The 25,038-nt window shown below is 45.3% G+C and carries 23 protein-coding genes and 1 pseudogene; 2 read left to right on the top strand and 22 right to left on the bottom strand.

Annotated elements, in window-relative coordinates; genetic code table 11:
- Nucleotides 1-2: 2 nt before the first annotated feature.
- From NYE70_RS04255 to NYE70_RS04230, 6 genes and pseudogenes are all read right to left on the bottom strand, one after another.
- Nucleotides 3-414, bottom strand: a pseudogene (locus tag NYE70_RS04255) (VOC family protein).
- Between the two features lie 195 nt (nt 415-609).
- Entirely contained in the window at nt 610-1,419 is an 810-nt protein-coding gene (locus NYE70_RS04250) for an SDR family NAD(P)-dependent oxidoreductase (protein WP_341045101.1), read from the bottom strand.
- 30 nt (nt 1,420-1,449) lie between these two features.
- A complete protein-coding gene (locus tag NYE70_RS04245) occupies nt 1,450-1,902 on the bottom strand; it encodes a MarR family winged helix-turn-helix transcriptional regulator (protein ID WP_341045099.1) in 453 nt (150 codons plus the stop codon).
- Between the two features lie 25 nt (nt 1,903-1,927).
- Entirely contained in the window at nt 1,928-2,683 is a 756-nt protein-coding gene (locus NYE70_RS04240; protein WP_211020327.1) for an SDR family NAD(P)-dependent oxidoreductase, read from the bottom strand.
- Between the two features lie 260 nt (nt 2,684-2,943).
- On the bottom strand, nt 2,944-3,666 hold the full coding sequence (locus NYE70_RS04235) for a YebC/PmpR family DNA-binding transcriptional regulator (protein WP_211020325.1): 723 nt from the start codon (nt 3,664-3,666) through the stop codon (nt 2,944-2,946).
- A gap of 106 nt (nt 3,667-3,772) precedes the next feature.
- Nucleotides 3,773-4,390, bottom strand: a complete 618-nt coding sequence (locus tag NYE70_RS04230; protein ID WP_341045098.1) for a DUF4241 domain-containing protein — start codon at nt 4,388-4,390, stop codon at nt 3,773-3,775.
- Between the two features lie 136 nt (nt 4,391-4,526).
- Between NYE70_RS04230 and NYE70_RS04225 the strand changes: the two genes are divergently transcribed.
- Nucleotides 4,527-5,243, top strand: coding sequence for a YwiC-like family protein (locus tag NYE70_RS04225; protein WP_341045096.1), 717 nt, complete (start codon nt 4,527-4,529; stop codon nt 5,241-5,243).
- 93 nt (nt 5,244-5,336) lie between these two features.
- Here NYE70_RS04225 and NYE70_RS04220 read toward each other — a convergent pair whose 3' ends face one another.
- The 11 genes from NYE70_RS04220 to NYE70_RS04170 form a co-directional block, all read right to left on the bottom strand.
- On the bottom strand, nt 5,337-5,750 hold the full coding sequence (locus tag NYE70_RS04220; RefSeq protein ID WP_290408551.1) for a hemerythrin domain-containing protein: 414 nt from the start codon (nt 5,748-5,750) through the stop codon (nt 5,337-5,339).
- 25 nt (nt 5,751-5,775) lie between these two features.
- Entirely contained in the window at nt 5,776-6,795 is a 1,020-nt protein-coding gene (gene moaA, locus NYE70_RS04215) for a GTP 3',8-cyclase MoaA (RefSeq protein ID WP_290408559.1), read from the bottom strand.
- 84 nt (nt 6,796-6,879) lie between these two features.
- On the bottom strand, nt 6,880-8,385 hold the full coding sequence (locus NYE70_RS04210) for a nitrate/nitrite transporter (RefSeq protein ID WP_341045095.1): 1,506 nt from the start codon (nt 8,383-8,385) through the stop codon (nt 6,880-6,882).
- A gap of 192 nt (nt 8,386-8,577) precedes the next feature.
- Complete coding sequence (locus tag NYE70_RS04205; RefSeq protein ID WP_211020314.1) at nt 8,578-9,093, bottom strand: hemerythrin domain-containing protein; 516 nt, start codon at nt 9,091-9,093, stop codon at nt 8,578-8,580.
- Between the two features lie 21 nt (nt 9,094-9,114).
- Nucleotides 9,115-9,762, bottom strand: a complete 648-nt coding sequence (locus tag NYE70_RS04200) for a response regulator (RefSeq protein ID WP_211020312.1) — start codon at nt 9,760-9,762, stop codon at nt 9,115-9,117.
- 25 nt (nt 9,763-9,787) lie between these two features.
- Nucleotides 9,788-10,873 (bottom strand): sensor histidine kinase, encoded by a 1,086-nt coding sequence (locus tag NYE70_RS04195; protein ID WP_290408548.1) that lies wholly within the window; start codon nt 10,871-10,873, stop codon nt 9,788-9,790.
- Nucleotides 10,870-11,334, bottom strand: a complete 465-nt coding sequence (locus NYE70_RS04190; protein WP_341045094.1) for a GAF domain-containing protein — start codon at nt 11,332-11,334, stop codon at nt 10,870-10,872. Before NYE70_RS04190 ends, NYE70_RS04195 begins: the two co-directional genes overlap by 4 nt.
- 26 nt (nt 11,335-11,360) lie before the next feature.
- Complete coding sequence (narI, locus tag NYE70_RS04185; RefSeq protein WP_290408546.1) at nt 11,361-12,059, bottom strand: respiratory nitrate reductase subunit gamma; 699 nt, start codon at nt 12,057-12,059, stop codon at nt 11,361-11,363.
- Entirely contained in the window at nt 12,046-12,615 is a 570-nt protein-coding gene (gene narJ / locus NYE70_RS04180) for a nitrate reductase molybdenum cofactor assembly chaperone (RefSeq protein WP_211020307.1), read from the bottom strand. Before narJ ends, narI begins: the two co-directional genes overlap by 14 nt.
- Entirely contained in the window at nt 12,608-14,149 is a 1,542-nt protein-coding gene (narH, locus tag NYE70_RS04175; protein ID WP_341045093.1) for a nitrate reductase subunit beta, read from the bottom strand. The genes narJ and narH overlap by 8 nt, the downstream gene beginning before the upstream one ends.
- The gene (locus NYE70_RS04170; RefSeq protein WP_211020305.1) at nt 14,139-17,813 is read right to left on the bottom strand and encodes a nitrate reductase subunit alpha; all 3,675 of its coding nucleotides are present in this window, start codon (nt 17,811-17,813) and stop codon (nt 14,139-14,141) included. Before NYE70_RS04170 ends, narH begins: the two co-directional genes overlap by 11 nt.
- A 327-nt stretch (nt 17,814-18,140) precedes the next feature.
- Between NYE70_RS04170 and NYE70_RS04165 the strand changes: the two genes are divergently transcribed.
- Nucleotides 18,141-18,803 carry an oxidoreductase gene (locus NYE70_RS04165; RefSeq protein ID WP_341045092.1) on the top strand — a complete coding sequence of 221 codons (663 nt, stop codon included), beginning with the start codon at nt 18,141-18,143 and terminating at the stop codon, nt 18,801-18,803.
- A gap of 67 nt (nt 18,804-18,870) precedes the next feature.
- On the opposite strand, the gene NYE70_RS04160 is transcribed toward NYE70_RS04165, so the two are convergent.
- From NYE70_RS04160 to NYE70_RS04140, 5 genes are all read right to left on the bottom strand, one after another.
- Complete coding sequence (locus NYE70_RS04160) at nt 18,871-19,392, bottom strand: DinB family protein (protein WP_445323828.1); 522 nt, start codon at nt 19,390-19,392, stop codon at nt 18,871-18,873.
- A 35-nt stretch (nt 19,393-19,427) separates the two neighbouring features.
- Entirely contained in the window at nt 19,428-20,144 is a 717-nt protein-coding gene (locus NYE70_RS04155; RefSeq protein ID WP_341045091.1) for a hypothetical protein, read from the bottom strand.
- Between the two features lie 126 nt (nt 20,145-20,270).
- Nucleotides 20,271-20,990: an alpha/beta hydrolase gene (locus tag NYE70_RS04150; protein WP_341045090.1), complete on the bottom strand. Its 720-nt coding sequence runs from the start codon at nt 20,988-20,990 to the stop codon at nt 20,271-20,273.
- 168 nt (nt 20,991-21,158) lie between these two features.
- Nucleotides 21,159-22,961, bottom strand: coding sequence for a UvrD-helicase domain-containing protein (locus tag NYE70_RS04145; RefSeq protein WP_341045089.1), 1,803 nt, complete (start codon nt 22,959-22,961; stop codon nt 21,159-21,161).
- The gene (locus tag NYE70_RS04140) at nt 22,962-24,914 is read right to left on the bottom strand and encodes an ATP-dependent nuclease (protein ID WP_341045088.1); all 1,953 of its coding nucleotides are present in this window, start codon (nt 24,912-24,914) and stop codon (nt 22,962-22,964) included. It lies immediately after the preceding gene.
- Between the last annotated feature and the right edge of the window lie 124 nt (nt 24,915-25,038).

Genomic DNA, 25,038 nt, shown 5'->3' with positions numbered 1-25,038 from the left:
CATTACTCAATCGTGGCGGGATCCATGTAAAACACTTCCCACAGATGTCCGTCAGGGTCCTGGAAGCTCCAGCTGTACATAAAGCCATGATCCACCGGATCATTATACTTTGTTCCCCCGGCCGCCAAAGCCCGGTTTACGATTTCGTCTACTTGCTCCCTGCTCTCTGCAGATAAGGCAAGAATCACTTCGGCGTGTCTGGATGAATCACTAATTTCCTTGTTTATAAAAGTCTTGAAATGCTGTTCAGTCAGCAGCATAGCATAGATATGCTCGCTGATCACGAGACAAGCCCCATCTTCGTTCGTGAATTGAGCGTTAATATTGAAATCCGATCTCGTTAAAAAACTTTTTCGTTGTTTCTAAGTTTTTCACTGGCAAATTGACAAAGATCTGGTTCAGTTGAACTGCCATCGGAATACCACCTTATCTTGGAATGGGATAGATAGAGCCAGTATGACTGTTCATGATGTTTTAATCTTTGTCCGCGACGAGTCATAGAGAACAAAGGTTCGTAAATATCCTATCACACAATGCAATATTTTGGAATTAAAATTTTGAAATATTAACCAACAAAAAAAGCCGCATTTCTGCGGCTTCCATTCAAGTTTACTTAAACTGGACTTGAGCCATATAAGCATTGAAATCGGCGATGCTCGGATTCGCCATATAATGGCCGCCTTCCACCTGGAAGGTTTGCCCGGTAATAAATTTGGATTCGTCCGACGCCAGGAACAAAACGGTATAGCCGATGTCGTCCGGTTCTCCATGATAAGGAAGAGCGTTGAACTTTTCGAAGATATCAAGTACGGCCGGAGGCATATTGTTTTTGGCTGCAGGCGTCAACACGAGCCCTGGTGCCACTCCGTTGCAGCGGATCCGGTCTTTGCCGTACTGCGCGGCAATGTAGCGGGTCAAGTTGACAACGGCAGCTTTCGAGGCGCCATAGGCGGAGCGCAAAGCGTCTCCGGCAAATGCCGCCATGGATGCGGTATTGATAATCGAACCGCCCCCCGCCTTAATCATATGAGGAATCGCGAACCGGCTTCCGAGCAGAACACTTTTGGTATTCACGTTCATCAAACGGTCCCATTCATCCAGGTCGATATTAACGACATCAAGATCTTTTTGTAAGTTCGTAACCCCAACATTGTTGTAAAGCACGTTTAGCAATCCGTATCGGTTAACCGTAAATTCAACGGCATCCCGGATCGATTCTTCTTTGGAAGCATCCAAAAAAATGCCGGTCGCTTCGCCTCCTGCTTTTTGAATCTCTGCGGCCGCTTCCTCGGCTCCCGCCGTATTAAAGTCCGCGATGACAACTTTGGCTCCTTCTTTGGCCAACAGCGTTGCCGCCGATAAGCCGATACCGGAAGCCCCTCCCGTAATTAATGCTACCTTGCCCTGTACTCGTCCCATACCTGATAGTCATCCTTTCTGCTACGTTTTCTATTCCAGATTTTCTTCTTGCGACTGTAAGCGCTGCAGGTTATCCAGCAACTTCTCGTGAATCGCCAAATACTGCCGCACCTCTTCATCAGTAAGCACCTGAAACAGCTCGGATCTCAGCTCCTGCCCTCTTCGGTGTGCTTCATCAAACATTTCCCGGCCGGGTTCGGTAATCGCCAGAAAGACGCTTCTCCGGTCGCTCTCGTTATACTGGCGCTCCGCGAGCCCTAGCCTAATGAGCCGGTTGGCGATGTTCGTCATCGCCCCCGGAGTATAGCCTAACTTTTTCGCCAAAATCGTATGCTTTTGCGGGCCATTTGCCTTCAACTCGCCTAGCACAATGATTGGAGAAATCCCTATATTATGAGGAAATGATTTCATCCACCGGATGATTGCTTCGTTCGTAAACAGCTCTCCAATGTGAATCAACTTAAAAAGATCGGCTTGCTCCAAGATCGTCCTCCCATCTCATTACCGATTATCTGAGTTTGGTCGCTCCGCCATCCACCATGATGGTTTGACCGGTAATATACGCCGAATCCTCGCTGGCAAGGAATACCGCAACCCGTCCAATATCCCCTTCCAGTTCGCCCAAACGTCTGAGCGGGATACGATTCAGCATCGCTTGATATTCTTCGGGATGCTCTGCGCCCCACTGTTGAATGCCAGGCGAATTAGCAATCGGGGAAATGATATTGACGTTAATTCCAAACTCGCCAAATTCATTGGCAGCGACCCGGGTAATCCCCCGGATCGCCTCTTTGGCCGCCGCATAGCTACCCTGGTTGACATCCCCGTTAATTCCCGCGCCGGAAGCAAAGTTGATGATGTTGCCTTTGGTTTCTTTCAAATAAGGCAATGCTGCCTGCATCAAGTATAGTGTCGGGTAGAACCCGGTATTAAAGGAAAGATCCAGATGCTCCTGTGTCATCTCGGCAATTGAGACCATTCTAGAAGCGTGCGCATTATTGACCAGAATATCGAGCTTGCCAAGGCGGTCTACAACCTGTTGCACAATACCGGCCAGTTTATCGCGTTCCGCCAAGTTAGCCGGAATAAACATGGAATCAGGAGCATATTGCTGAAGCTCCTTCAATGTCTGCTGGCCCACTTCTTCATTTAAATCCGCGATCGCAACCGTGGCGCCCTCTTTGACGAACGCCATCGCCATTCCTTTTCCGATTCCGGAAGCCCCCCCGGTAATTAAGGCTACTTTGTTTGTGAGTTTTGTCATTGTGCACATCTCCTTCGAATCTATTATAATCCTATATATTTTAATATTAAAGTATTTAAAATTAAAACAAATAGGTGTATACTATTGCATAACAAGACTGTTCCTGGATATGATCCTAAGAACAGTCTTTTTCATTTTATTAGGTTTTATGCCTACACCTTCCTCTTATTTATTCCTGTCCACTATTCCTCAAGACAAACAAAAAAGCCGCATTTCTGCGGCTCCCACGTTAAATAAATCACTCAATAGTATTTATATTATTATTCTTCTTCAAACTCCACATTATGATACACTTGCTGCACATCCTCCAGGTCCTCGAGCGCATCGATCAGCTTCTCGAACTGCGGCACGGAATCCTCCGGAAGTGCGATGTAGTTCTGGGCAAGCATCGTCAATTCGGCAACGGTAAACTCCGTGATCCCCGCTTGTTTGAAAGCTTCCTGAACCTCATGGAATTGATCCGGCTCTGCATAGACGATGATGTTCTCTTCTTCTTCCACGATATCGCGGACTTCAACATCCGATTCCATCATGAGTTCGAACACTTCATCCAGCGTCTTGTTCGCTACGCCGATGACTGCCGTCGCATCGAACATGTACGCCACAGAACCGCTCACGCCCATATTACCGCCATTCTTGTTGAATGCGGAGCGGACAGCAGAGGCTGTACGGTTGACGTTATTCGTCAAAGTATCGACAATAACCATGGAACCGTTCGGTCCGAAGCCTTCGTAACGAAGTTCTTCGTAAGTTTCTTCCGCGCTGCCCTTAGCCTTGTCCAAAGCACGGTCGATAATCGCTTTTGGCACATTATAGGTCTTGGCACGCTCAAGCACGACTTTCAAAGCGCGGTTGGACTCGGGATCCGGCTCGCCTTTTTTGGCCGCTACATAAATTTCCACGCCGAATTTAGCATAGATCCGGCTAGTATTCGCATCTTTCGAAGCTTTCTTTTCTTTAATATTGTTCCATTTACGACCCATGGTGTACCTGCTTTCTTTATAAAATTTACGTTATCTATTATAGCACCATATCGCCCGATGAAAAAACTACTGAACCCGGGAAAATATGTAGTTTCCAAGATTACACTTAAAGAACCGGGAAGAGGCCAAAGTCGGTAACCAGCGATACAACCTCTCCTTCCGCGCTGAATCCCCAATAAGATGCATAATAACCGTCTCCAAACCCGGAACGAAACATCACCACATTCAATCCTTCCTCGGCATTCAAGACGAGGTCACCCCAGTTATCGTCATTCTCCTCCAGTATAAATTCCACTTTGTTATCGTAAAAGCTGATAAACTGATCGCCCAACTCACGAGCCAATCGTTCCTCTAATTCTTCCATTTGGGCTATGGCTTTCGCATCGGCAAAGCATCCCAGCCCTGTATCTACCGGATATCCGAATATGTATCCATCCTCCAAATCGCCAATGTCCTGACCCGGACGGGTTGCCATCTCCCAGCGAACAGGCCGCGTCTCCGACAGTCTTAATTCAACGGCAGCGATAGCTTGCTCTTCTTGATGCCACCAGGCCACAACGGGGTACACCCCCGGAGAAATAGTTCTGGAAAAAGACTTAGTATGCGGAACCAAAGGATCGCACGCAATAAGTTCACCCGTTACTACGGTCAGATTCGCAAGTGTCTCAGGTTGAATCACGTCCTTTTGTTCCTTTGACATGATGTGGTGTAGCAGCTTGGACATGCAGTAGCCCTCCTATTTATCTCTATGCTAATTATAAACAAATCCTTTTGGAGTGACCACCATCACTAGGGTTAGCTTATCTGGCAAGGTAAAATTATAGATGTATGTTCAAAGTGCGAAAGTGAGGATTTTCCCGATGAAAAAAGGCTATATTCCCAACCAGCACGGGGCATGGGCTATGCTTTTGATTCCTTTCCTGTTCGGTATGTTTGCGGCCAAACCGAACTGGGTGCATGGATTATTGTTTCTAGGCTGGCTGCTTGTGTACTTGTTCTCATTCCCGTTCCTGCAATGGATCCGGACCCAGAAATGGCAGGTATACGGCAAGCCCATGCTGCTTTACGGAGGATTGCTGATCCCGGTTGCGGTAGGTTTGCTTCTGGCCCGGCCGGAGCTATGGAAATGGATCCCCTGGTTCATTCCGCTCTTCACCGTAAACTGCTACTATGCGAAAAAGAAGCGCGAACGCGCTTTTCTGAACGATCTAGCGGCCGTCATCCAGTTCAGTCTCATCGTGTTTGTCGCTTATCATGTCGGCGGTGGCGACAACTGGACACTGGCCACTGAATTGTTCGGGCTTAGCATTCTATATTTTACCGGCACCATTTTTTATGTAAAAACGATTATCCGCGAAAAAAACAACGTAGCCTTTTACCGATTCTCTATCGGTTATCATGTTGTATCCATGGCTATTGCTCTCATCCTGTTTCCTCCGGGAATCTTAATTCCGCTATTCTTGCTGCTACTTAGAGCTATATGGTTTCCGCGGACTAAAATTACCGTCAAGAGAAGCGGTATGCTCGAAATCGCCTTTTCCTTAATCATGGCCATCACGGCCTTGTCCGTCTTCTAATCTACAGATCTACGCAACAAAAAAAGGTTCCTATCCAGCATCTTAGATGCAAGGTAGGAACCTTTTAAGTTAGTGCAAGTTATTATATCGGACTTAAAACAGTAAACGCTCCTCATCCCGGCTATGAATCTCATTCACCACGATCAGCGACTGGAGCTTATGCAGCACTTCCGAGCTTAGTCCCTCCGATTGCCGCAGCTGATGAATATCCGCAACGATAATTCGGAGCAAGTCATGATCTCGGCTCAGTTTTGTAATCGTCTCCTGCATTGAGGCATTTCCCTTAACAATCTCCCGGTAAAACCCTTCCTCTTCCGCATCGGCATGACCGATAATTCGATTCTCCCAATATTGGAGCAGGTCATCCGCAAGTGCATTTGCAAGCTCGGTATCGCCATTCTCCAGACATTCAAGAACTTGATCCGTTTTCGATACCGCACCCGCCATTCCTCCGTTATGAATAGCCTTATGGGCATGTAATTGCCGTAGCGAAGGTCCGACTGCCATCCTGATCTTCCTTTCGTTATCGGGTTTAACCGCCTATATAGGACATCCCGATTTTATTGCGATGCTTCGCGGTGTATTCCGTCCGCTCATCCGAATACCGGTCGGTTCGGCGCTCCCACACGTTTCTGATCGCATCCGTAATCTCTTCATTGGTTGCCCCGCTGCGCAGCAGCGCCCGCAGATCAAAGCCTTCAGTTGCAAAAAGACAAGTGAACAGCTTTCCTTCCGAGGACAATCTAGCCCGGGTACAGCTGGAGCAGAATGACTCGGACACCGAGGTGATGAAGCCCAGCTTGGCCGTGCTGTCATCATACCGGTAGTATTTGGCCACTTCTCCGAAATAAGCTTGATCAACCGGCTTTAACTCGTAGATTTCGCCAAGATTTTGTAACATCTCTTTTTTCGTTACGACCTTGTCATAGCTCCAACCGTTGTCATTACCCACGTCCATGAATTCGATCATACGGAGCGTAATATTCCGGTCTTTAAAATATTCGGCCATAGGAATGATCTCTTGATCATTCATCCCTTTTTGCACGACCATATTCACCTTCACTTCAAAACCGAGGCGAGCCGCATAATCAATATTTTCAAGGATTCTGGCAGGCTCGATTCCTCTTCCGTTCATCGTTCCAAACAGCTTGGGATCAAGTGCATCCAGGCTAATATTCAGCCGTCTTAAACCCGCATCGAACAGTTCTTTTCCGTACCGATGCAGCAGTAAGCCGTTCGTCGTCAACGCCAAGTCCTCGACCCCGTCGATCGAGGCGATCTTTTTGACAAGTTCCCGCAGATCACTGCGCAATAACGGTTCTCCGCCCGTCAGCCTGATTTTTTTCACACCCAACGAGACGAAGATTTCAACCATCCGGCTGATCTCCTCGTAAGATAACAGCTCATTTTTGGGCAGAAACGCGTAATCATCCCCGAAAATCTCCTTCGGCATACAATAGGTACACCGGAAGTTGCAACGGTCCGTAACCGAGATCCGCAAATCGCGCAGAGGTCTTTGAAGTTGGTCAAGTAACTTGGTCTTCGACGTCATCATGATATATAGTTCCTTTCGCTAGCGTGATCCCTTACTTTTCCCCTATCCGTTCTATATAAGATGAATTACTTATCTTATCTATTAACCACTTTTTCTCCGGTTGTCCGGCAATTCCGAAAATGCCCCTACATAACGGACGTCCTCACCGGTCTCGTCTTTTACTGCGCTAATGTTAAGCCATTGCAGATAGAGCTCTCCATTTTTGCGGCGGTTCCAAATTTCGCCCTGCCACATGCCATTTTCTTTGATGCTCTTCCACATGATTTTATAGAAATCGGCCGACTGTTTATTCGCTCTCAAAATGTTCGGCTTTTGTCCAATCGCTTCTTCTACAGAAAAACCGGTCAAAGCCGTAAAAGCAGGATTGATCGCCGTAATCGTTCCTTTTTGATCCGTAACCAGAATCCCTTGTCCGGTGCAGTTGAACACTTCCGCGGAAATGCTCAGTTTATCTTGATACACCATCCAGATGACGAGGATCAAGCTCGCCAGCGCCACTTGGGACAGAAGCATGAACCCGATCGAGTATTGTCCAGTCATGGAGTGAATCAGCGAGAGCATGAGCGGAGGGAAAAATCCGCCAAGCCCACCCATCATCGAGACGATCCCGTTGACAATCCCGGCCTGTTTATTAAAATATTGCGGAACCAGTTTAAAAATGACGCCATTGCCAATACCGGCACTGACAGCAATCGCCAAGCATCCTACAGTATAAAGCGCGATTGTCGGTGAAAAGGCCAATACGATTGCCGCGACGGTAAACAGAGAGAACACGCCGACAAGCAAGAATAAAGAATTAAAACGGTCGGCGAGCCATCCGCCAACAGGACGCAAGAACGTAGCAAGTGCGATAAATCCGGCAGTTCTAATGCCTGCGTCAACTTTAGTGAGTTCAAAGTTCGTAACGAGGAAGTTAGGCAAATACACCGTAAACGCCACGAACGAACCGAATGTTATAAAATACAGCAGCGAGAATAGCCACAATTTTTCATTTTTATAAACGCCTTTGATTTGATCGATCATGGAGGTTTTTACTTTAGGTTCTTTCCGGTCACCCCACAAGAAGTTCAAAGCGGCAAATACGATTAGCAGAATGAGATAGAATTTAATCGTGGTCTCCCAACCGAAATGATTGGCAATCAGGGGAGCGGAGAAAGTGGTTACCGCAGTCCCTATATTGCCCAAGCCATAAATCCCGTTGACCAAACCATGATGTTCCTTCGGGTAATACTTCGGCAAAGAAGTAACGCCTACCGAGAAGATAGCTCCGCCGATCCCCAAGAACAAACCGCCGATAATCAAATCTACGGATGAATTAGCTTCACTAATATAATATACAGGAAACAACAGCAGAATAAAGCTAATTAAAAATACCAGACGAGCGCCGATGATGTTGGCAAGATAGCCGAGCGGGATACGGAGCACGGAACCAAGTACGACCGGTATCGCCGTGATGATGGCCGTTTGGCTGGCAGGAATGTGAATATCCTCGCTCATGAAAGGCAGCAGTGATGAAATAATGACCCACACTGCGAATCCTGTAATAAGATTCAAGGTTTGTAATGGTAACTGCATTTTTTTAATCAAGCGACATCACCTTTTCTTTTCCATATTAATGAATGACACAATTCTAGATTCCCCACCCGTATTGTATCGCAGACATTCCCCCTAACCGCATAGGGAACTCCCCTAATCGGATTCCTGAAATCCCTATGGTCACAAAAAAGCCCCAAATCATCTCCGATGATCCAGGGCTTATCAAATCATATTTATCTTCGTTTACACGATCAATGTGTGCATTTCCTCAAACAGCCGTTCCTGCTCTTCTTTCTTCACAACCCGCGCTGTCATGGGGAACAGGACCGATTCTTCCTTCACAAAGTGTACGGTCAGGATTTCAAAAGCTTCCCCTGCATCCCGTGTAATTTGCTTCATTTGGGCCAGCGAAAATTCACCGTCGGAATGGTGAAGAAAGTGATCAATGTAGGCGACAATTTCTTCGTGTTCGTTCTCGATAGACATAATAGGGCCTTGCTCATAACCGATATGGCGTCCTAAGAGAGGAAAGAAATAAGTCTCTTCTTTCTTTGTGTGCTGTGCCAACGGCTCTTTAAAATCGGTCAGGAGCTGGCGCAGTCTTGCAAATTCCGGACCGGCCTGTTCCTCGGTATACCGGTCATTTTGGATGTTCAGCACAATCGAATGCCACTCATTCATTAAATGAGACAAATAGTGATGCTCATTTTCAAGAATGCGCATGGCAGGGACTGAGTTCATCAGCTTATCGTTCTCCATGTTTGCTGTAACCCTCTTCCGCTAAAAATCAAGCAGCTTTTTTTTGAGTGCATATTCAACGAGCTCAGGTCTCGTCTTCAGATTCAATTTATCCATCAGTTTGGCTTTATGGGCTTCGACAGTCTTCACGGAAATATGCAGCATCTCCGCGATTTCCTTGTTCCCGTATCCTTTGGCGACCAACGGTAAAATTTCAATTTCGCGCGTCGATAGAAGCTGGTAAGGATTGCTCTCGTCCACCCGCTGATCCTTGTTGATAAATTCCCGAACAAGCGAGGTCGCGATTTGGGGATGAATATAAATCCCGCCTTGGTGAACCATACGGATGGCGGAAACCAGCTGTTCGTCCGGTGAATTTTTCAAGACATACCCACGCGCCCCGTTTTTAAGCACATGAAATAAATACTCTTCGTCATCATACATCGTAAGGATCAGAATTTTCGTTTCCGGGAAATCCTCGTTAATTTTAGCGGTAGCGATGAGTCCGCTTTCTCCGGGAGGCATGCTTAAATCCATCAGAAGGATGTCCGGCCTATGCTTTGAAACCATCTTATAAGCTTCTATCCCATCCGCGGCAGTGGCTACGACTTCCATATCATCCTGAAAGTTAATAATCATGGCGAAGCCGCTTCTCACCACAGCATGATCATCTGCGATCACGATTTTCACTTGTTATCCTCCCCATCTATCGGATTCATTCAGACGCTTGCCATTTACGATTCGAGGACGCAGTCCCGGTCGGAATTTGCAAATGCACGGTCGTGCCCTTGCCGATTTCAGAGGTAATCGTCAGCTCTCCGTTTACCAGTTCGGCACGCTCTTTCATTCCGTACAGGCCAAGCCCCGTTCCTTTGGGATCCCGCATAGTGACATTAAAACCTTCGCCCTGGTCCATCACTAGCATTTCCAGCATCTGCTCCGATTCGAATAACCGCACCGAAACTTCGTCAACATCCGCATATTTCAACGCGTTCAATAAGGATTCCTGGCATATCCGATAAACTACGGTTTCAATTTCGCTGTTAAAGCGAACCCCATTTAATTCCGCCGTAAAGTGGACGATAACCCCGTAATTTTTCTGTACCCATTTAAAATGAGACCGGAATGCGGCCTCCAAGCCCAAATCATCAAGGGACGCCGGGCGAAGCTCCACGGACAGATTGCGTATCTGATCAAGCAGCCGGGTTAATGAAGCCTCGGTTTGCTGAATCTTCTGAAGCGCATCGTCCTGGACATTCAAATACTTAAGCACGCGCAGATCCACGAGCGAACTGAGAATCTCCTGGGCGACGCTGTCATGCAGCTCGCGGGAAATACGTTTTCGCTCGTCTTCCTGCGCTTTGATAATGCTCTTCATCATGGTGTTCCGGTTTAAACTTTCCTGGGTCAGCAACTGATTCGTTAAGTCGCGAAGCATGAGCACCCGGATGCCCGATTCCACTTCAATCTCTTGCAAGTTAGCGGAATACGGAATAACTCCCCGATCCTTCGTCTCCAGGAATACCTGAAAAGAAGAGAAGTCTTTCGTTGAATTGGACAAATAGCAATTCAGACAAGACATCAGCTCATCATCGCTAGTATAGCCCCGGCAAGTAAAACAGAAGGAGTTGGACTCGCCGGAGCCGATTTGTGTCAGCATGCCCGGGTCGATGATGCTTAAAGCCGCCTCGTTCATTGCAATCACGTTATTGTTTTCATCAAAAAAGAGGATCGCATCCGAGCTTTTCTCGTACATTTTCAGCAAAAGCTCGGTCGTGACCTTGGCAGATGGCTGGATCATCGGAATGTCGACTCCTTTATCCGAAAATCTCCGAATTGTCCCTTCAGGGAATCGTACAATTGCCGGAAATTATTCTTCGTCACGGTCTTGCCTTCCCGGAATCCGGCCAGCAACACGCCCTCGACCCGATCCAGTTGATACAAAGGAATGGCTGCAAGACTGTTCAAACGTTCCGAAATAATGATGGGATAGTCGTTGAACAGATCTTGAGGACTCAACTCTTCCTTCACATTGGATACCAGCATAGGTTTGCCCGTTTTAAAAACAATCCCTGCGATCCCTTTGCCCGACTGGAGCACAATCCGCTTATACCGGTTGTTCAGGTTGCCGGAAGCAAACTGCCACGTAATGACAAATCCATCGCTGGCAGATTGTGCAAAAGCGAGCGAAACGAAGTCATAGCCCAGTTGTTCTCTCAATTGATCTATTTTCATCTGGTATTGATTGGAAGATTGACTCATTTTAATGTCTCCCTAACTTGAACTCCTTAATGCCGTGCTGATTGTCCGCGATTCTTTCTATAAAGAATATAGCTTCTCCGGGCATAATTCAAGGGGACACTCCATACATGAACCAAGCGCGTAAACGGCCAAAAGGCAAAAATAAGAAATCCTGTAATAATGTGAATTTTAAAACTTAGCGGAACATCAACCATCAAAGCAGCTTCAGGTTTGAACAGGAACAGGTTTCTGAACCAGATAGAAATCGTGTCACGGTAATCGAAATCCGGTTGAACATTGTTAGTAACAAAGGTGGAATATACCCCCATAAACACAATGAACAACAATAATGCATTCACGATCAGATCGGATGTCGAGCTTAATTTACGGATGGTCCGCTTCGTAATTCGACGCGAAGTAAGGATCAGCATTCCCGCAAACGTGATCACCCCGAACAGTCCTCCGCCGTACATCGCGCCAAGGTGGTACAAATGCTCGTTGACCCCGATGGCGTTCATCCATTCCTTCGGAATCCCTAAACCGGCGACATGACCCAGGATGACGGGAATAATGCCGATATGAAACAGCAGGCTGCCTAACATCAACTGCTTCTTCTCAATAAATTCGCTGGATTTGGCGGTCCAGTTAAATTGATCGTAACGATATCTGAAGATGTGTCCCACGATAAATACGGCAACGCATAAATAAGGGAAAATAACCCAGGCAAATTGATCAATCATGTTCATGAATTTCAACCTCCTTCCGGAGACATAGTTTGAACGTTTCTCTTAATGCTTTTACCAAGTAAAAGTACGGGCTGTTATACTTCTCTAAAGATTTCATCAGACCATAGCTTCCGTCTTCCACAATGTTCACCAAAGTATTAATGCTCGCTTCGGCATGCTCGTTATCCGGCCATTCCGCCGCATACAGAAACTCGCACATCAAAGGTAAATAATCCGGCAGTTCCGTATCCGAAATATTCAATCCGAACATTTCATAGATCGCCTTCAGAGCAGTTAGCATGTTGCCCCGCTCTTTGCTGTCCTCGTATTTGGCAAACGTCATATATAAGGTCGACGCTTTCTGGAAATCGAAGGTTTGCACATACAATTCCTCGATTTCATCCATACTGAGCTTCTGCATTTCTTCCCGGTAAGTGTCAATCAGAGAATCAATGGAAGGGGCTAATGCCCCATCCATTGTCATTTCCGAAAAAGCTTGTTTATCGGGATAGGCCAATTGCCGTGCAAAAAAGCCGAAGGCTTCCTTGTATTCGGTAAGCTTTACCAGATCAATCACGCCAGATCCCTCCATAAAAGTTTTCTTCGTACTGCTCTCTGCCGCTCTTGGCGCTTGGCTTCGGCGAAGCAGGTCCGCAGCCATCGCAGTCTATGCCGAAGCCTTCCATGCCTTGGGCACGGTACGGATCCATATATCCTTCTTTATGCGAAGTCGGGATTACGAAGCGATCCTCGTATTTGGCTATGGCGAGCAAACGGTACATCTCTTCAATTTGATGCGCAGTTAAGCCGACTCTTTCCAAACGGCTATCATCAAATGGCTTCTTCGAGAATTGAGCCCGCTGATACTGACGCATCATCGCCATACGTTGCAGAGCTTCCTTGACCGTCTTGGTGTCGCCTGCAGTCAGCATGTTGGCCAAGTATTGGATCGGTGTTCTCATTTCCTCAATAGCCGGGAAGATCATGTCCGGATTCTGGATGGAATCCTTGCCTTCAAAATGGCTCATGATCGGGCTAAGCGGCGGTACGTACCATACCATAGGCAGTGTCCGGTATTCCGGGTGAAGCGGGAAAGCCAATTTATACTCAATCGCGAGTTTGTATACCGGCGAATTTTGAGCAGCTTCGATCCATTCTTCGGAAAGGCCGTCTTTGCGCGCTTGTTCGATGACCGCCGGATCGTTCGGATCCAGGAAGAGATCGCATTGTGCCTTGTACAGATCTTTCTCGTCCGGCGTGGAAGCCGCATCGAGAACCTTATCGGCATCATAGAGCAGCACGCCCAGGTAACGGATTCTACCTGTGCAAGTCTCGGAGCAAACTGTTGGCAAGCCTGCTTCGATTCTTGGGAAGCAGAACGTGCATTTCTCGGCTTTGTTTGTTTTCCAGTTAAAATAAACTTTCTTGTAAGGGCAGCCGGTCATGCAGTACCGCCATCCGCGGCAAGCTTCCTGGTCGACGAGGACAATTCCGTCCTCATCCCGTTTGTACATGGCACCCGACGGACAAGAAGCAACGCAGCTCGGGTTGAGGCAGTGCTCGCACAGACGCGGCAGGTACATCATGAAGGATTGCTCAAAGTTGAATTTGATCTCTTCTTCGATCTTCTCGATGTTCGGATCCTTGGGACCGGTAATATGTCCGCCGGCCAGATCATCTTCCCAGTTTGGACCCCAGTCGAGATCCATCGTCTCGCCGCTGACGACCGATTTAGGACGGGCGACAGGCTGATGCTTCTTCTCACCGGAGTTGGTCAGCTTCTCATAGTCATAAGTCCAAGGCTCGTAGTAATCCTTCATTTCCGGCATATCCGGGTTGTAGAAAATTTTACCGAGCGCGATTTTGGACAGCTTGGTCCCTGCCTTCAGCTCCAATTTCCCTTTGCGGAGCGTCCATCCGCCTTTGTACTGCTCCTGGTCCTCCCAGCGCTTCGGATAGCCGATCCCCGGCTTGGTTTCTACGTTGTTGAACCACATATATTCGGCGCCTTCGCGGTTGGTCCAGGTGCTCTTGCAGGTCACGCTGCAAGTATGGCAGCCGATGCATTTATCCAGGTTCATCACCATGGCGATTTGTGCTTTAATCTTCAAGCCAGTCGACCTCCTTCATTTTGCGGACGGCTACGTATACGTCTCTCTGGTTGCCAATCGGGCCGTAATAGTTAAATCCGTAACTCAACTGGGCATAACCGCCGACCATTTGCGTCGGTTTCAAATGGATTCTCGTCGGAGCATTGTGGCTGCCCCCGCGTTCTTTCGTAATTTCCGAGCCCGGAACATTGATGTGTTTATCCTGAGCATGGTACATGAACATGGTTCCTTTTGGCATTTTGTGGCTGACTACGGCTCTTGCGGTTACGACGCCATTTCGGTTATATACTTCGACCCAATCGTTATCATTGATTTGATACGGTTCCGCATCCTCCGGACTCATCCAGACGGTCGGGCCTCCCCGGAACAAGGTGAGCATGTGCAGATTATCCTGGTACGTGCTGTGAATGTTCCATTTGCCGTGCGGCGTCAGGTAACGAAGCACCAAGGTGTCTTTGCCTCCGGTAATCTGCTTGTCGCGCGGACCGAATACCATTGGCGGCAACGTCGGTTTATACACCGGCAGGGCCTCGCCGTATTGCATAAAGATTTCATGATCCAGATAGAAATGCTGGCGACCCGTCAAGGTTCTGAACGGTACCAGCCGCTCGATATTCGTCGTGAACGGTGAATATCTGCGTCCCGATTTATTGGAGCCGCTGAATACCGGCGTAGGGATGACTTCGCGCGGCTGGGCCGTAATGCTTGCGAATGTAATCCGTTCCGCGGCACGATCGGCCGAAATGTCTTTTAGCGCCACGCCTGTATCTTGTTCGGCGGCTTCCCATGCCCGCTGCGATACTTTACCGTTCGTCGCCGAGGAAATATGCAGTACCGCATTGGCCGCTTGCTTCGCGGTGTGAAGCTTCGGACGTCCGTTTTTAATCGATTCGTCGAAATACGTGCCGTTGATCTTTTTCAACTCTTCGTATTCTTCATGAACCGGGAACGAGACGCCGTGCGCACCGACTTTTCCGGTTTCCAGGTTCGGGCCGAGTGTTACGTATTTATTGTAAATTTGACTATAATCCCGCTCCACAATGGAGAAGTTCGGCATCGTTTTACCGAGGACCGGCTCCACTTCGCCCTTCTTCCAGTCCTTGACCTGGCCGAACGGTTGCGAAATTTCTGCGATAGAGTCATGGCCCAGCGGTGAAGACACAATGTCCTTGTACACGCCCGGCAAATGATCCTTCGCCATTTCCGAGAAGGTTTGCGCCAGCGTCCGGTAGATATCCCAGTCCGATCTGGATTCCCACAGCGGATCGATCGCCGGGTTAAATGGATGGACGAATGGATGCATATCCGTGGAGGACAGATCCACCTTTTCATACCAAGTTGCTGCCGGCAGTACGATATCGGCGTACATTGGGGTAGCCGTCATCCGGAAATCGAGAGCGACTAACAGATCCAGCTTCCCTTCCACGTCATCGCGCCAAACCAATTCCTCCGGCTTCTCTTCCTCATTCGGCGTCGATAACAGTCCGTTATGAGTTCCAAGCAGATGCTTCATGAAGAATTCTTGGCCTTTGGCCGAACTCGAAATCAGATTCGAGCGCCAAACGAACAAGGAGCGCGGGAAGTTCTCAGGTGCATCCGGGTCTTCTACCGCAAATTTCGTTTCGCCGGATACGACTTGCTCATAGGCATGCTGAATGATTTCGGCATTGGTCGTTTGACCTTTGGCCGCTGCTTCTTCCGCAAATGCCAAGCTGCTCTTGTTGAACTGCGGGTATGATGGCAACCAGCCAAGCCGCGCCGCAAGTACGTTGTAATCCGCCGGATGGCTATATTTGATCTCACCGCCTGTAGGCGATTTGAGCGATTCATTGTTCATTTCTTCGTATTTCCATTGATCCGTCGCAAAATAGAAGAACGAGGTCGCATTTTGCTGACGCGGCGCACCTTGCCAGTCTTTAGCGAACGCGATTGAGGACCAGCCTTCGATCGGGCGGCATTTTTCCTGGCCTACGTAGTGAGCCCAGCCGCCGCCATTCACACCTTGCGATGCCGTCAATACCACCAGGTTCAAGATGGAACGGTAGATGGTATCGCTGTTGAACCAGTGATTGATCCCCGCGCCCATGATGATCATCGAACGTCCGCCGGTATCCAGCGAGTTTTGGGCAAATTCGCGGGCGATTTGCACGACCAGCGAAGCCTTGACACCCGTTACTTTTTCCTGCCAAGCAGGCGTGTAATGGGAATCTGCATCGTCGTACCCCTTCGCTTCCAAACCGCTGTCGATCCGCTTCACGCCGTATTGGCTGAGCATCAAATCGAATACGGTAGCCGCGAGTCGGGTGCTTCCGTCAGCCAGAGTGATCGTCTTCACCGGAATTGAACGGTTGAACGTCCCGTTTCCGTTGGCGTCAAAATAAGGGAACACGATCTCTGTCCATTCCGCACCGTGATGTTCCACGGAGAGAGCCGGCTTGATCGGGGTTCCATCCTCCCGTTCAAGGATCAGGTTCCATTTCGTGTCTTTCTCCCAGCGTTGGCCCATCGTTCCGTTAGGGACGATCACTTCTCCAGCCGCTTCATCATAGATAACCGGCTTCCATTCTGCGTGCTCAGAGGTATTTCCCAGATCGCTCGCTCGCAGGAATCGGCCTGCCTTGTATTTGCCTTCATGCGGTTCCAGCATAATGAGGAAAGGCATATCGGTATACTGCTTGGCATAGTCGATAAACATCGACTCCTGGCGCTGCATGTAGAACTCATCCAGAATGACATGCGTCATCGCTTGAGCGATCGCCGCATCGGTTCCCGGGTGAGGAGCAAGCCAGTTGTCCGCAAACTTCACGTTCTCGGCATGGTCAGGAGCAACGGATACGACCTTCGTCCCCTTGTAACGGACCTCTGTCATGAAGTGCGCGTCCGGTGTCCGGGTCAGCGGAACATTGGAGCCCCACATGATCAGATAGCCCGAGTTGTACCAGTCGGACGATTCCGGAACATCGGTTTGTTCGCCCCAGATTTGCGGGGAAGCCGGCGGCAAATCCGCATACCAGTCGTAGAAGCTCAGCATTTCGCCGCCCAGCAAGGAGATGAAGCGTGCTCCCGAAGCGTAGCTGATCATCGACATAGCCGGGATCGGTGTAAATCCGGCAATACGGTCCGGTCCATATTTTCTAATGGTATAGATCAGTTGCGCCGAGATTAACTTGGATGCTACTTCCCAAGTCACCCGGACATGGCCGCCTTTACCGCGAGCTTGTTTATACGATTTAGAGGCTTCAGGATCCTCGACAATGCTTGCCCAAGCATCGACCGGGTTATCATGTCTAGCCAAGGCATCTTTCCACAGCCGCAACAGACGGCCGCGCATATAGGGGTATTTCACCCGAAGCGGACTGTATTCATACCAGGAGAACGACGCTCCTCTCGGGCAACCGCGAGGTTCGAATTCCGGCATATCCGGTCCGCAGGACGGATAATCGATTTGTTGATTTTCCCAAGTTATAATTCCGTTTTTAACGAACACTTTCCAGCTGCAAGATCCGGTACAGTTCACGCCGTGCGTTGTACGCACCACTTTATCGTGGGACCAGCGGCCGCGGTACATGTTCTCCCATTCCCGGCTTTTTTCTTCAAGAATCGACCAGTTTCCCGAATAACTCTCAATAGGTTTAAAAAACTTTAGACCTGATCTCTTTTTCATGCGAAGTGATCACTCCTTCTTCCTAGAATGAATTCATTAGAGGGGAATCCAATTGCCTTCATTCTTCTACTTACAGTATGAAAGTGTTCTTCCTTACTTCCCATAAGGGAATTCCCTCATGATCCCCTTAAAATCCCTGTTCACAAAAAAGCCCAAAAAATGTCGACCATTTTCCGGGCTTGAATCTACTATTATTTGTAATTAGTTTAAATTTTAACTAATAGGACGGTCTTTCCATTCGAATTGGCGGCGGCGGACACATAGACATCCTGTGTATTTCAGACTGTGATATACTTGAATAAATATGATGTAGGGGCGGCATATACAATGAATGTGGAGAATCGCAGCGCACTTATCGTAGGTGCAACCGGACTAGTGGGAAACGAGCTTTTGCAGCTTTTATTGGAGTCCGACGAATATGAGAAAGTAAAGGTGTTGGTTCGTACGCCAATATCCATCGACCATCCCAAGCTTACACAATGTCTGGTGAATTTTGATGAATTGAACAATTATGAGGATGAGTTTGCGGTAAATGATGTGTTCTGCTGCTTGGGGACAACGATAAAAAAGGCCGGTTCGCAAGAGGCTTTTAGGAAAGTTGACTTTGAGTATCCCCTTCAGACGGCCAAATTGTCCGCGAAGCAAGGAGCTCAGCAATTTCTAATTGTGTCTGCCATCGGAGCAGATCCCCGGTCCTCTATTTTTTATAGTCGGGTCAAGGGAGAAATTGAAGCGGCCTTGAGCCAATTACAGCTCCCCTCTTTACATATTTTCCGGCCCTCTCTGATTCTTGGCAAAAGAAATGAATTCCGCTTTGGAGAGAAGGTTTCGGCTGTGTTGAGTCCGGTATTCTCACCTCTTTTTATCGGAAAGTTAAACCAATACAAACCTATCCAAGCACGGAAAATTGCAGAAGCAATGTACCGGACTGCGATCCGTAGCCGGAAAGGCGAGCATATCTACAAATGGGAGCAGATGACATCTTTATAACTTCTTTAATGTTGTCTGCCCCATTTGCATATTTACGTTTCAGAGCGACCTTCAATTCTATCGACTATTATTTAAATCTCTTTTTAATCAATGCGATTTGCCCTCTATGGTTAATTTCATCTTCAAAGACGTGAAACCACATGAAATAGTAGTTTGCCGGCTTGTCATGCCAGAAGGGTTCTTCTTTGCTTAGCCAATCGTCACCTACGGTCTTGAATAATTCCAGGGTTCTGGCTCGAACCGTATTCATTTGTTGTAAGTAGTAGTTTAAGTCATTCCCTTTGATCTGCTCCCGACCTGCGTCACCCAAACTTAAAGCCGGCCCCCATACACTTAACTCTTCTTCCGTTAGATCCCTTCCTTCAAAGGTTTCAGCTTGATAGGCATATTCAACAGCCGCAAAGTGCAACAGTAATGAACCGATCGAGTTGCTCTCCGCATCCATCAAATAATCCAGTTGAGCTACGGTTAAATCCTTGGTCGCTGCAAGGGTCGTGTGTCTCGCATAATTCATCATAGATATCAACCGACTTATTTGTGGTGAATACCCGGGTATATCGGTAATGAGATAGATTTGATCCATATTCATCAATACGTACGCCTCCAGTTTTTAGTTTGAATTATTTACGTCCATATGATCGGATTTCCCGTTGTGAGGGAAGCTTCGAACAGCTCTCTTAATACTTCAACCGAGGAAAGATCGGAGCTCCTAAGCTCCCTGATAACGACTTGCAGAGAGGTGGGATAATAGAGTTCGTCCACTCCCCAGGTCTTTGTGCTGAAGGGATGTGAAGCTTCATGAATGTATCCCGTCACGTTATCTTGAAACCTCACCAGCGGGTGCGCACGACCTTCCTCTTGAGAATCGATCACATCCTGGGAGAACGCCATTGAACGAAATAACTCACGGCTATTCCGGTCTACGATGTAGAAACCTCTCTCATTCAACCGGTAAGTATACTCGCTGCCTGCGGCGTAGAACCAACTGTCATCGCCAGGCAGAGCCTTTACATATTCCTTCTGCGATTGGGATTCAACAAGAAAAACCCCTTGAAGTACGTTGATCCTTGATTCCAAAGTATTCAATTCCTCAAGAGCCTTACCCGCCTGAACGGCATCCACAGGTTTATTCCATATCGAGTTTAACAGTGGGTAATCTTCGCGTTCCAATCTCTGCATAGCACCAAACAAGAAGTTGCTCCCTGCAATATTGGCCACTCTGTTATGATAATACTTGAAATTCTCATGCTCACAGGCATGCTTCCGCCAGTTCACAAACAAGTAATAAGTTTCGTCATCTACTGTAGGCGATACATCGATCCCCTCATCCGTCCATTCCACTAAGCTAATATCAAAAGGGGGCGGTTTTGCTTTTCCCTCCTTCAGGCAATTACATTCCACATAAGCATCGAGCCCCATATGTATACAAATCCCTTCCAGAATCTTTATTGTAAATGTGTATTTACTTCAAAAATCAAGATCCTTCAAGAATGTTTCCATCTCTAATAACGTTCGATGATAGGGTATGTTATCATGGGCCCCGAAATTGAAAAACCCGTGTCCCATTCCTTCAAATGTAACTAGCTTTATGGAGTTGCCTATCCGTTTGCTTGTATCTGTAAAAGCGATTATATCTTGTAGCGGAATATTCAAATCATTCGTTCCATGGAATAATAGGCTCGGTGGCAGCCCTTCTTTGATATGATAAATCGGTAAAGAAATCAAGAGTTCATCCGCCAATTCCGGGAAAAGATCGATTAACGGTTTAGAATTGACCCCTCCGTTAAAAATGATCATCGCATCGGGTACAGAACTGATTTGAACATCGTCATTTGGATCATTAAAGTGTTCAATCTGAGCGCAGCACAGACATAAATATCCTCCTGCAGACGCACCGGCAGCTATAACCTTATTTGGATCTATTCCAAGTTCGTCAGCCTTCTCCCTAACCCAGCGAATCGCCGATTTGGCATTTATCAAACTTTCTATAGGGGAGAACAAGCCCTCCTTTTCAAGCAGCCGATATTCGGCGCTAATAGAGACCATCCCTAACGAGGTAAAATGAGCGGCAAGATGCTGGAACTGAGGAGCATTTACCTTATTATTGGAAAACCCTGCTCCATGATAAAAGATAACAACAGGTCTATTCTTCTTTTCATCTCCAGAAGAGCTGATATGAAGTTTCAATCCTGCATAAGGATCCGACTTTTTATAATTAGACTTAATAAAGCAACAATACTAGTAATAATTGCAGTTAAGATTGCTGGTGTCGCAAGTAAGTTCCAAATTTAATCTCTCCTAATAACCAACTACTTAACTAAATAAAGTGCTATATTTTATACGTGATTCGATAGCTCAAAAACTCAATTTTAATTCTGGCATTTTATCACTAAAAGCATATCTGATATCCCATCCTTTATCTTGAAAGACAGTAATCTCATCTGCCTTAATATGTCTTGCGTCCATGCCAAATGCAAACAAATGAGTAGGCCTACTCATCGCTACGTATAGTAAATTTCTAGCAACCCACTCACTGTCATAGTTCTCCTGATCGAGACAATAAAATGATTTAAGCATTTTCGTATGTATCATATCTGCCGCGTTTGAATCGATTAGCAAAACCGATCTATGCGTTTCACCTTTAGCAGAATGTATTGTCCCAAATACAAACTCATCTTCTTCTTTCTCATGTTCAAGAACAACGGAATCGTTGGCTAGCTTAACTATCATTTCTAATTGATTAAAAATAGAATTAGAAGCATTAATTTGTGATGTTCCCTGTTCTGAAAGTACTGAGTTAATTGTTTTTACTAAGTCAGTTTTGTTTAGTTGACCTGACTTAATACATCTAATTAGATTTTTTTTCAAATCGATCTGCACAGGATGCTCTTTTATCCATTTTCTAACATCATACTGAAATTCACCACTTTTAGAAATTCTCATGAAAATGAACTCATTGATTACTTTAATTAAATGTGAAGTAAAAGACTCATTGATTTTGATGAAATTTCTTGAGGGACCGTGTTTACTGCTAGTTTGGTATTCATCAATTGCTATTCTCCTAATTGATAAAATACTATCTTTCATCTTGTTGTTTCCTGAATCCTCATTCGCAAAATACTCTGAAAAAATCTCTTTATAGAAAGGAATTAATTGATCGTTTGAATTGTAAATAATTAGAACGGGGTTAAATGATATCTTTTCAGCAACATATTCCATCCTTGCCCCACTCACAATATTTAAAAGATGATCTCCAAGCTGTTTTCCAAATCTATTACATACCTTTAATTCGAAATTTGGAAAGTCATCTATACGTGGCATTTGCCCGTAAAAATCGAGTGTTTGATTTGGGTCGCCAATAAACTGCAGAATATTCCCTTCACATGCAAATAACTTTTTAAGAATTTCAAGACTGTTAACATCAGTGTCTTGAAACTCATCCACAAATATATACTTGAATCTTCTTCTTAACAAAGTCCCTATCTTTCCTCTTGCTAGCGCCACTTTTGCAAATAAAAAAGTATCATTATAAGAGAAGAATCCTAGTCTCTTTAACTGCAACTTAATTTCTAACATTGGACCATAATGTTTTTCAAACTTATCCCAACCAGTTGTATTTAATAAGATAAATTTATCGTCGACCTCGTCATAAACTAACTCACTTTGATTAATGGTTTTTGCAACAAATTCTCTAACACTCTTATTGCTCCACTTACCAAAGTATGGGCTTTTATGAACTAATGTCGTAATTAGCTCCAGATGTTCTTTGCTATCATCAAATCTAATGTTTGTTGGACTAAACTCTTTCTTTATATAAGGAATCGACAAGAATGTATTGAAGAAATTATGGATCGTTCCAACAAAATGAGGATGATTTATTTGGGAAAGTCCTAATCGTCTCAAAATTTTATTTATCTCGTCTACAGCTACATTTGTATGAGTAATAATACAAATTGCACCTTTTGAATTTTCACTCGCTATTTCCATTAGAAGAAGTACTATTTTTGCAGCTAAACACGTAGTTTTTCCCACACCTGGACCAGCTATTATATAGCTGGTCTCCATGAGTTCAATAAATTCCCTCTGATTATCATTGAACTTCTTGTTGTTTAAAATGGCTTGTTCAACTAGGTCAAAGCTTTCTACTTTATAGCTCATTTACACACCACCTGTTGCATGCTTAATAGCATCAATTAAGTATTTTAATTTTGGATCATTTTCAATCGTTAATGCCAGTTCACTCTTGTTATTAATGATTTTTTCTGATAACAATTGTGAAACTACTGCTTTAGATATGTCGAGATCTAACATAAACTGATAAATATGAACGGCTCTCTCTTCAGCATTTTCAATTTTTGCCCATTCATTTTTTACAGTTTCTCGATTCTTTTCTTCTTTATAATTAGCCTCTAAGATTGCTTCTTGTAATAAATCTGACAATGTACTTTCAGCAATCGCAAATTCTAATGTCCACGGTTTGCTAATAAACACTTTCGTTTTCTCAATAGTGTGCAATAGATTTGTCTGGATTGCGCTTTCTTTATTATTTAGCATATCATTGAATTTCAACTTGTCTTTCCTTTGTAAATAAGTATGCAGGGCCTCAATCTCATCAGGTTTAACATCTTTTTTTAAAATTCTGCTTAACTTTTTGATTAGAACATTGAAGCGAGTGTATATTCCAATAAGCGTTTCTTCGCTTTCGAAAACTATTATTTTTTTTATTTCCTGCTCATCTGTCTGATCTACTTCAAAGTAACATATTTCATCACCATAATATGACACAGGCTTTAGGTCTAAATCCGTGACTATCGAAACTGGGAAGTTAAGATTAGGTTCGAATTTCCGAAGAAAAATTAATGTGTATCTTTTAAAGGCTAAGTTACCTACATTTATAATAGATACTCCATAATCATGTAACGGTCTATCAATTACTTCGGCTAATGTTGGCATTAATAAGTTTTCTGCATCGCCTTCCACAAAAATAATGCCCTGAGCAAAAAACATGTTTGATTTTGTTGCATCTAGAAATCTTTCAAGAAACTTATAGTCGCCGTTCTCTAAGCGCGTTAATCCAGCTCTCATGGGATATGCCATGTTGTTGTAGATAAGAATGAGATGTTCTAGAGAAATTGATGAAGCTAATATAGGACTATGGGATGTAAGGATGTATTGTATTCCTTCTTCTTTACTTTTTCTTTCAAAATACTTTATTAACCTCAATTGTGCTTGAGGATGGATATGCGCTTCGATCTCTTCAATTAAAGCAATTTTTGCTCCTATTGTATTGTCGCTTAACAGAATCAATTCAGCGGCCATAAATAACAAGTTCGAGCTGCCAAGTCCACTACCTACATCCCCCAAATTCAATTCTAACTTCCTTAATGCTTCTTCAAATTTCATATGTTTAGGTTTTATTTCTGGATTTTTCGTTCTATTCTTTTCGAAAAACGCTTTAATAATCTCGTTCATTTTTTCTAAAACAGGCTTGTCTATAATAGACTGAATATCACTAAAAGCACTGGATAGAATTCCTTCAATTTCTGTTTTTGAAGCACCAGAATCGTTTCGAAAATAACTAAGGTTTTTAAGTATTTGAGCAAATCTTGACCGATTACCAGGACTCAACTCTAATTCTGCATCTCGTAATGGTTTTAAATATGTAACAGTCAAAAGTTGTTTGACACTATCGCTTAATGGAAGTTCTCTTCCTTCTTCTCCACCAGATATGCTTTTAGTAATTTTAGATTTCAAATTAACATCAAGTTGTTGTTCTGCAATTAAGAAAATTCTCAAGTACGAAATGCCTTCTCTAAAATAAATCCATTCAAAGAAAAATGCCTCCTCATCTTCAGACAGATTCTTAAATACATACTCTATCTTTATTGGCTTATCGCTATCGTGGAAGTCCGTTTCTTTTATCCACAAAGAATCTTGGCTGTTCGTATTTAAACCTAATTTCACAGCATCAATTATCGTAGTCTTACCAGAATCATTTTCTCCAACGATTACATTTAAGTGAGGATTGAAAGTCACCGTCATCCCCGGTTCCCCACTATCGCGCTCTCCAAATTTTCTCCAATTCCAGATATTAACCGTGTCTAAATACATCGATATCCACCTTTTTAACTATAATATATTTTTCCATTTGAATGAAAAGGACCTGATAACCTCTGACTTCTATCCACAAAGATCCTCAGTTTATAATTACTTCCTATTATAGCAAAATGAAAAG

The sequence above is a fragment of the Paenibacillus sp. FSL R5-0407 genome, from assembly GCF_038009185.1.
In the GTDB taxonomy this organism is placed as follows: Bacteria; Bacillota; Bacilli; order Paenibacillales; family Paenibacillaceae; genus Fontibacillus; species Fontibacillus vini.
This window is presented reverse-complemented; position numbering and strand designations above follow the sequence as displayed.

Coding starts and splice junctions, on each gene's coding strand:
- NYE70_RS04190 (WP_341045094.1), bottom strand. CDS start 11,334: ATGAGTCAATCTTCCAATCAATACCAGATGAAAATAGATCAATTGAGA.
- NYE70_RS04235 (WP_211020325.1), bottom strand. CDS start 3,666: ATGGGTCGTAAATGGAACAATATTAAAGAAAAGAAAGCTTCGAAAGAT.
- NYE70_RS04170 (WP_211020305.1), bottom strand. CDS start 17,813: ATGAAAAAGAGATCAGGTCTAAAGTTTTTTAAACCTATTGAGAGTTAT.
- NYE70_RS04195 (WP_290408548.1), bottom strand. CDS start 10,873: ATGATCCAGCCATCTGCCAAGGTCACGACCGAGCTTTTGCTGAAAATG.
- NYE70_RS04220 (WP_290408551.1), bottom strand. CDS start 5,750: ATGGCAGTCGGACCTTCGCTACGGCAATTACATGCCCATAAGGCTATT.
- NYE70_RS04160 (WP_445323828.1), bottom strand. CDS start 19,392: ATGAATATGGATCAAATCTATCTCATTACCGATATACCCGGGTATTCA.
- moaA (WP_290408559.1), bottom strand. CDS start 6,795: ATGACGTCGAAGACCAAGTTACTTGACCAACTTCAAAGACCTCTGCGC.
- NYE70_RS04240 (WP_211020327.1), bottom strand. CDS start 2,683: ATGACAAAACTCACAAACAAAGTAGCCTTAATTACCGGGGGGGCTTCC.
- NYE70_RS04145 (WP_341045089.1), bottom strand. CDS start 22,961: ATGAGCTATAAAGTAGAAAGCTTTGACCTAGTTGAACAAGCCATTTTA.
- NYE70_RS04225 (WP_341045096.1), top strand. CDS start 4,527: ATGAAAAAAGGCTATATTCCCAACCAGCACGGGGCATGGGCTATGCTT.
- NYE70_RS04250 (WP_341045101.1), bottom strand. CDS start 1,419: ATGGGACGAGTACAGGGCAAGGTAGCATTAATTACGGGAGGGGCTTCC.
- NYE70_RS04165 (WP_341045092.1), top strand. CDS start 18,141: ATGAATGTGGAGAATCGCAGCGCACTTATCGTAGGTGCAACCGGACTA.
- NYE70_RS04205 (WP_211020314.1), bottom strand. CDS start 9,093: ATGGAGAACGATAAGCTGATGAACTCAGTCCCTGCCATGCGCATTCTT.
- NYE70_RS04140 (WP_341045088.1), bottom strand. CDS start 24,914: ATGTATTTAGACACGGTTAATATCTGGAATTGGAGAAAATTTGGAGAG.
- narI (WP_290408546.1), bottom strand. CDS start 12,059: ATGAACATGATTGATCAATTTGCCTGGGTTATTTTCCCTTATTTATGC.
- NYE70_RS04230 (WP_341045098.1), bottom strand. CDS start 4,390: ATGTCCAAGCTGCTACACCACATCATGTCAAAGGAACAAAAGGACGTG.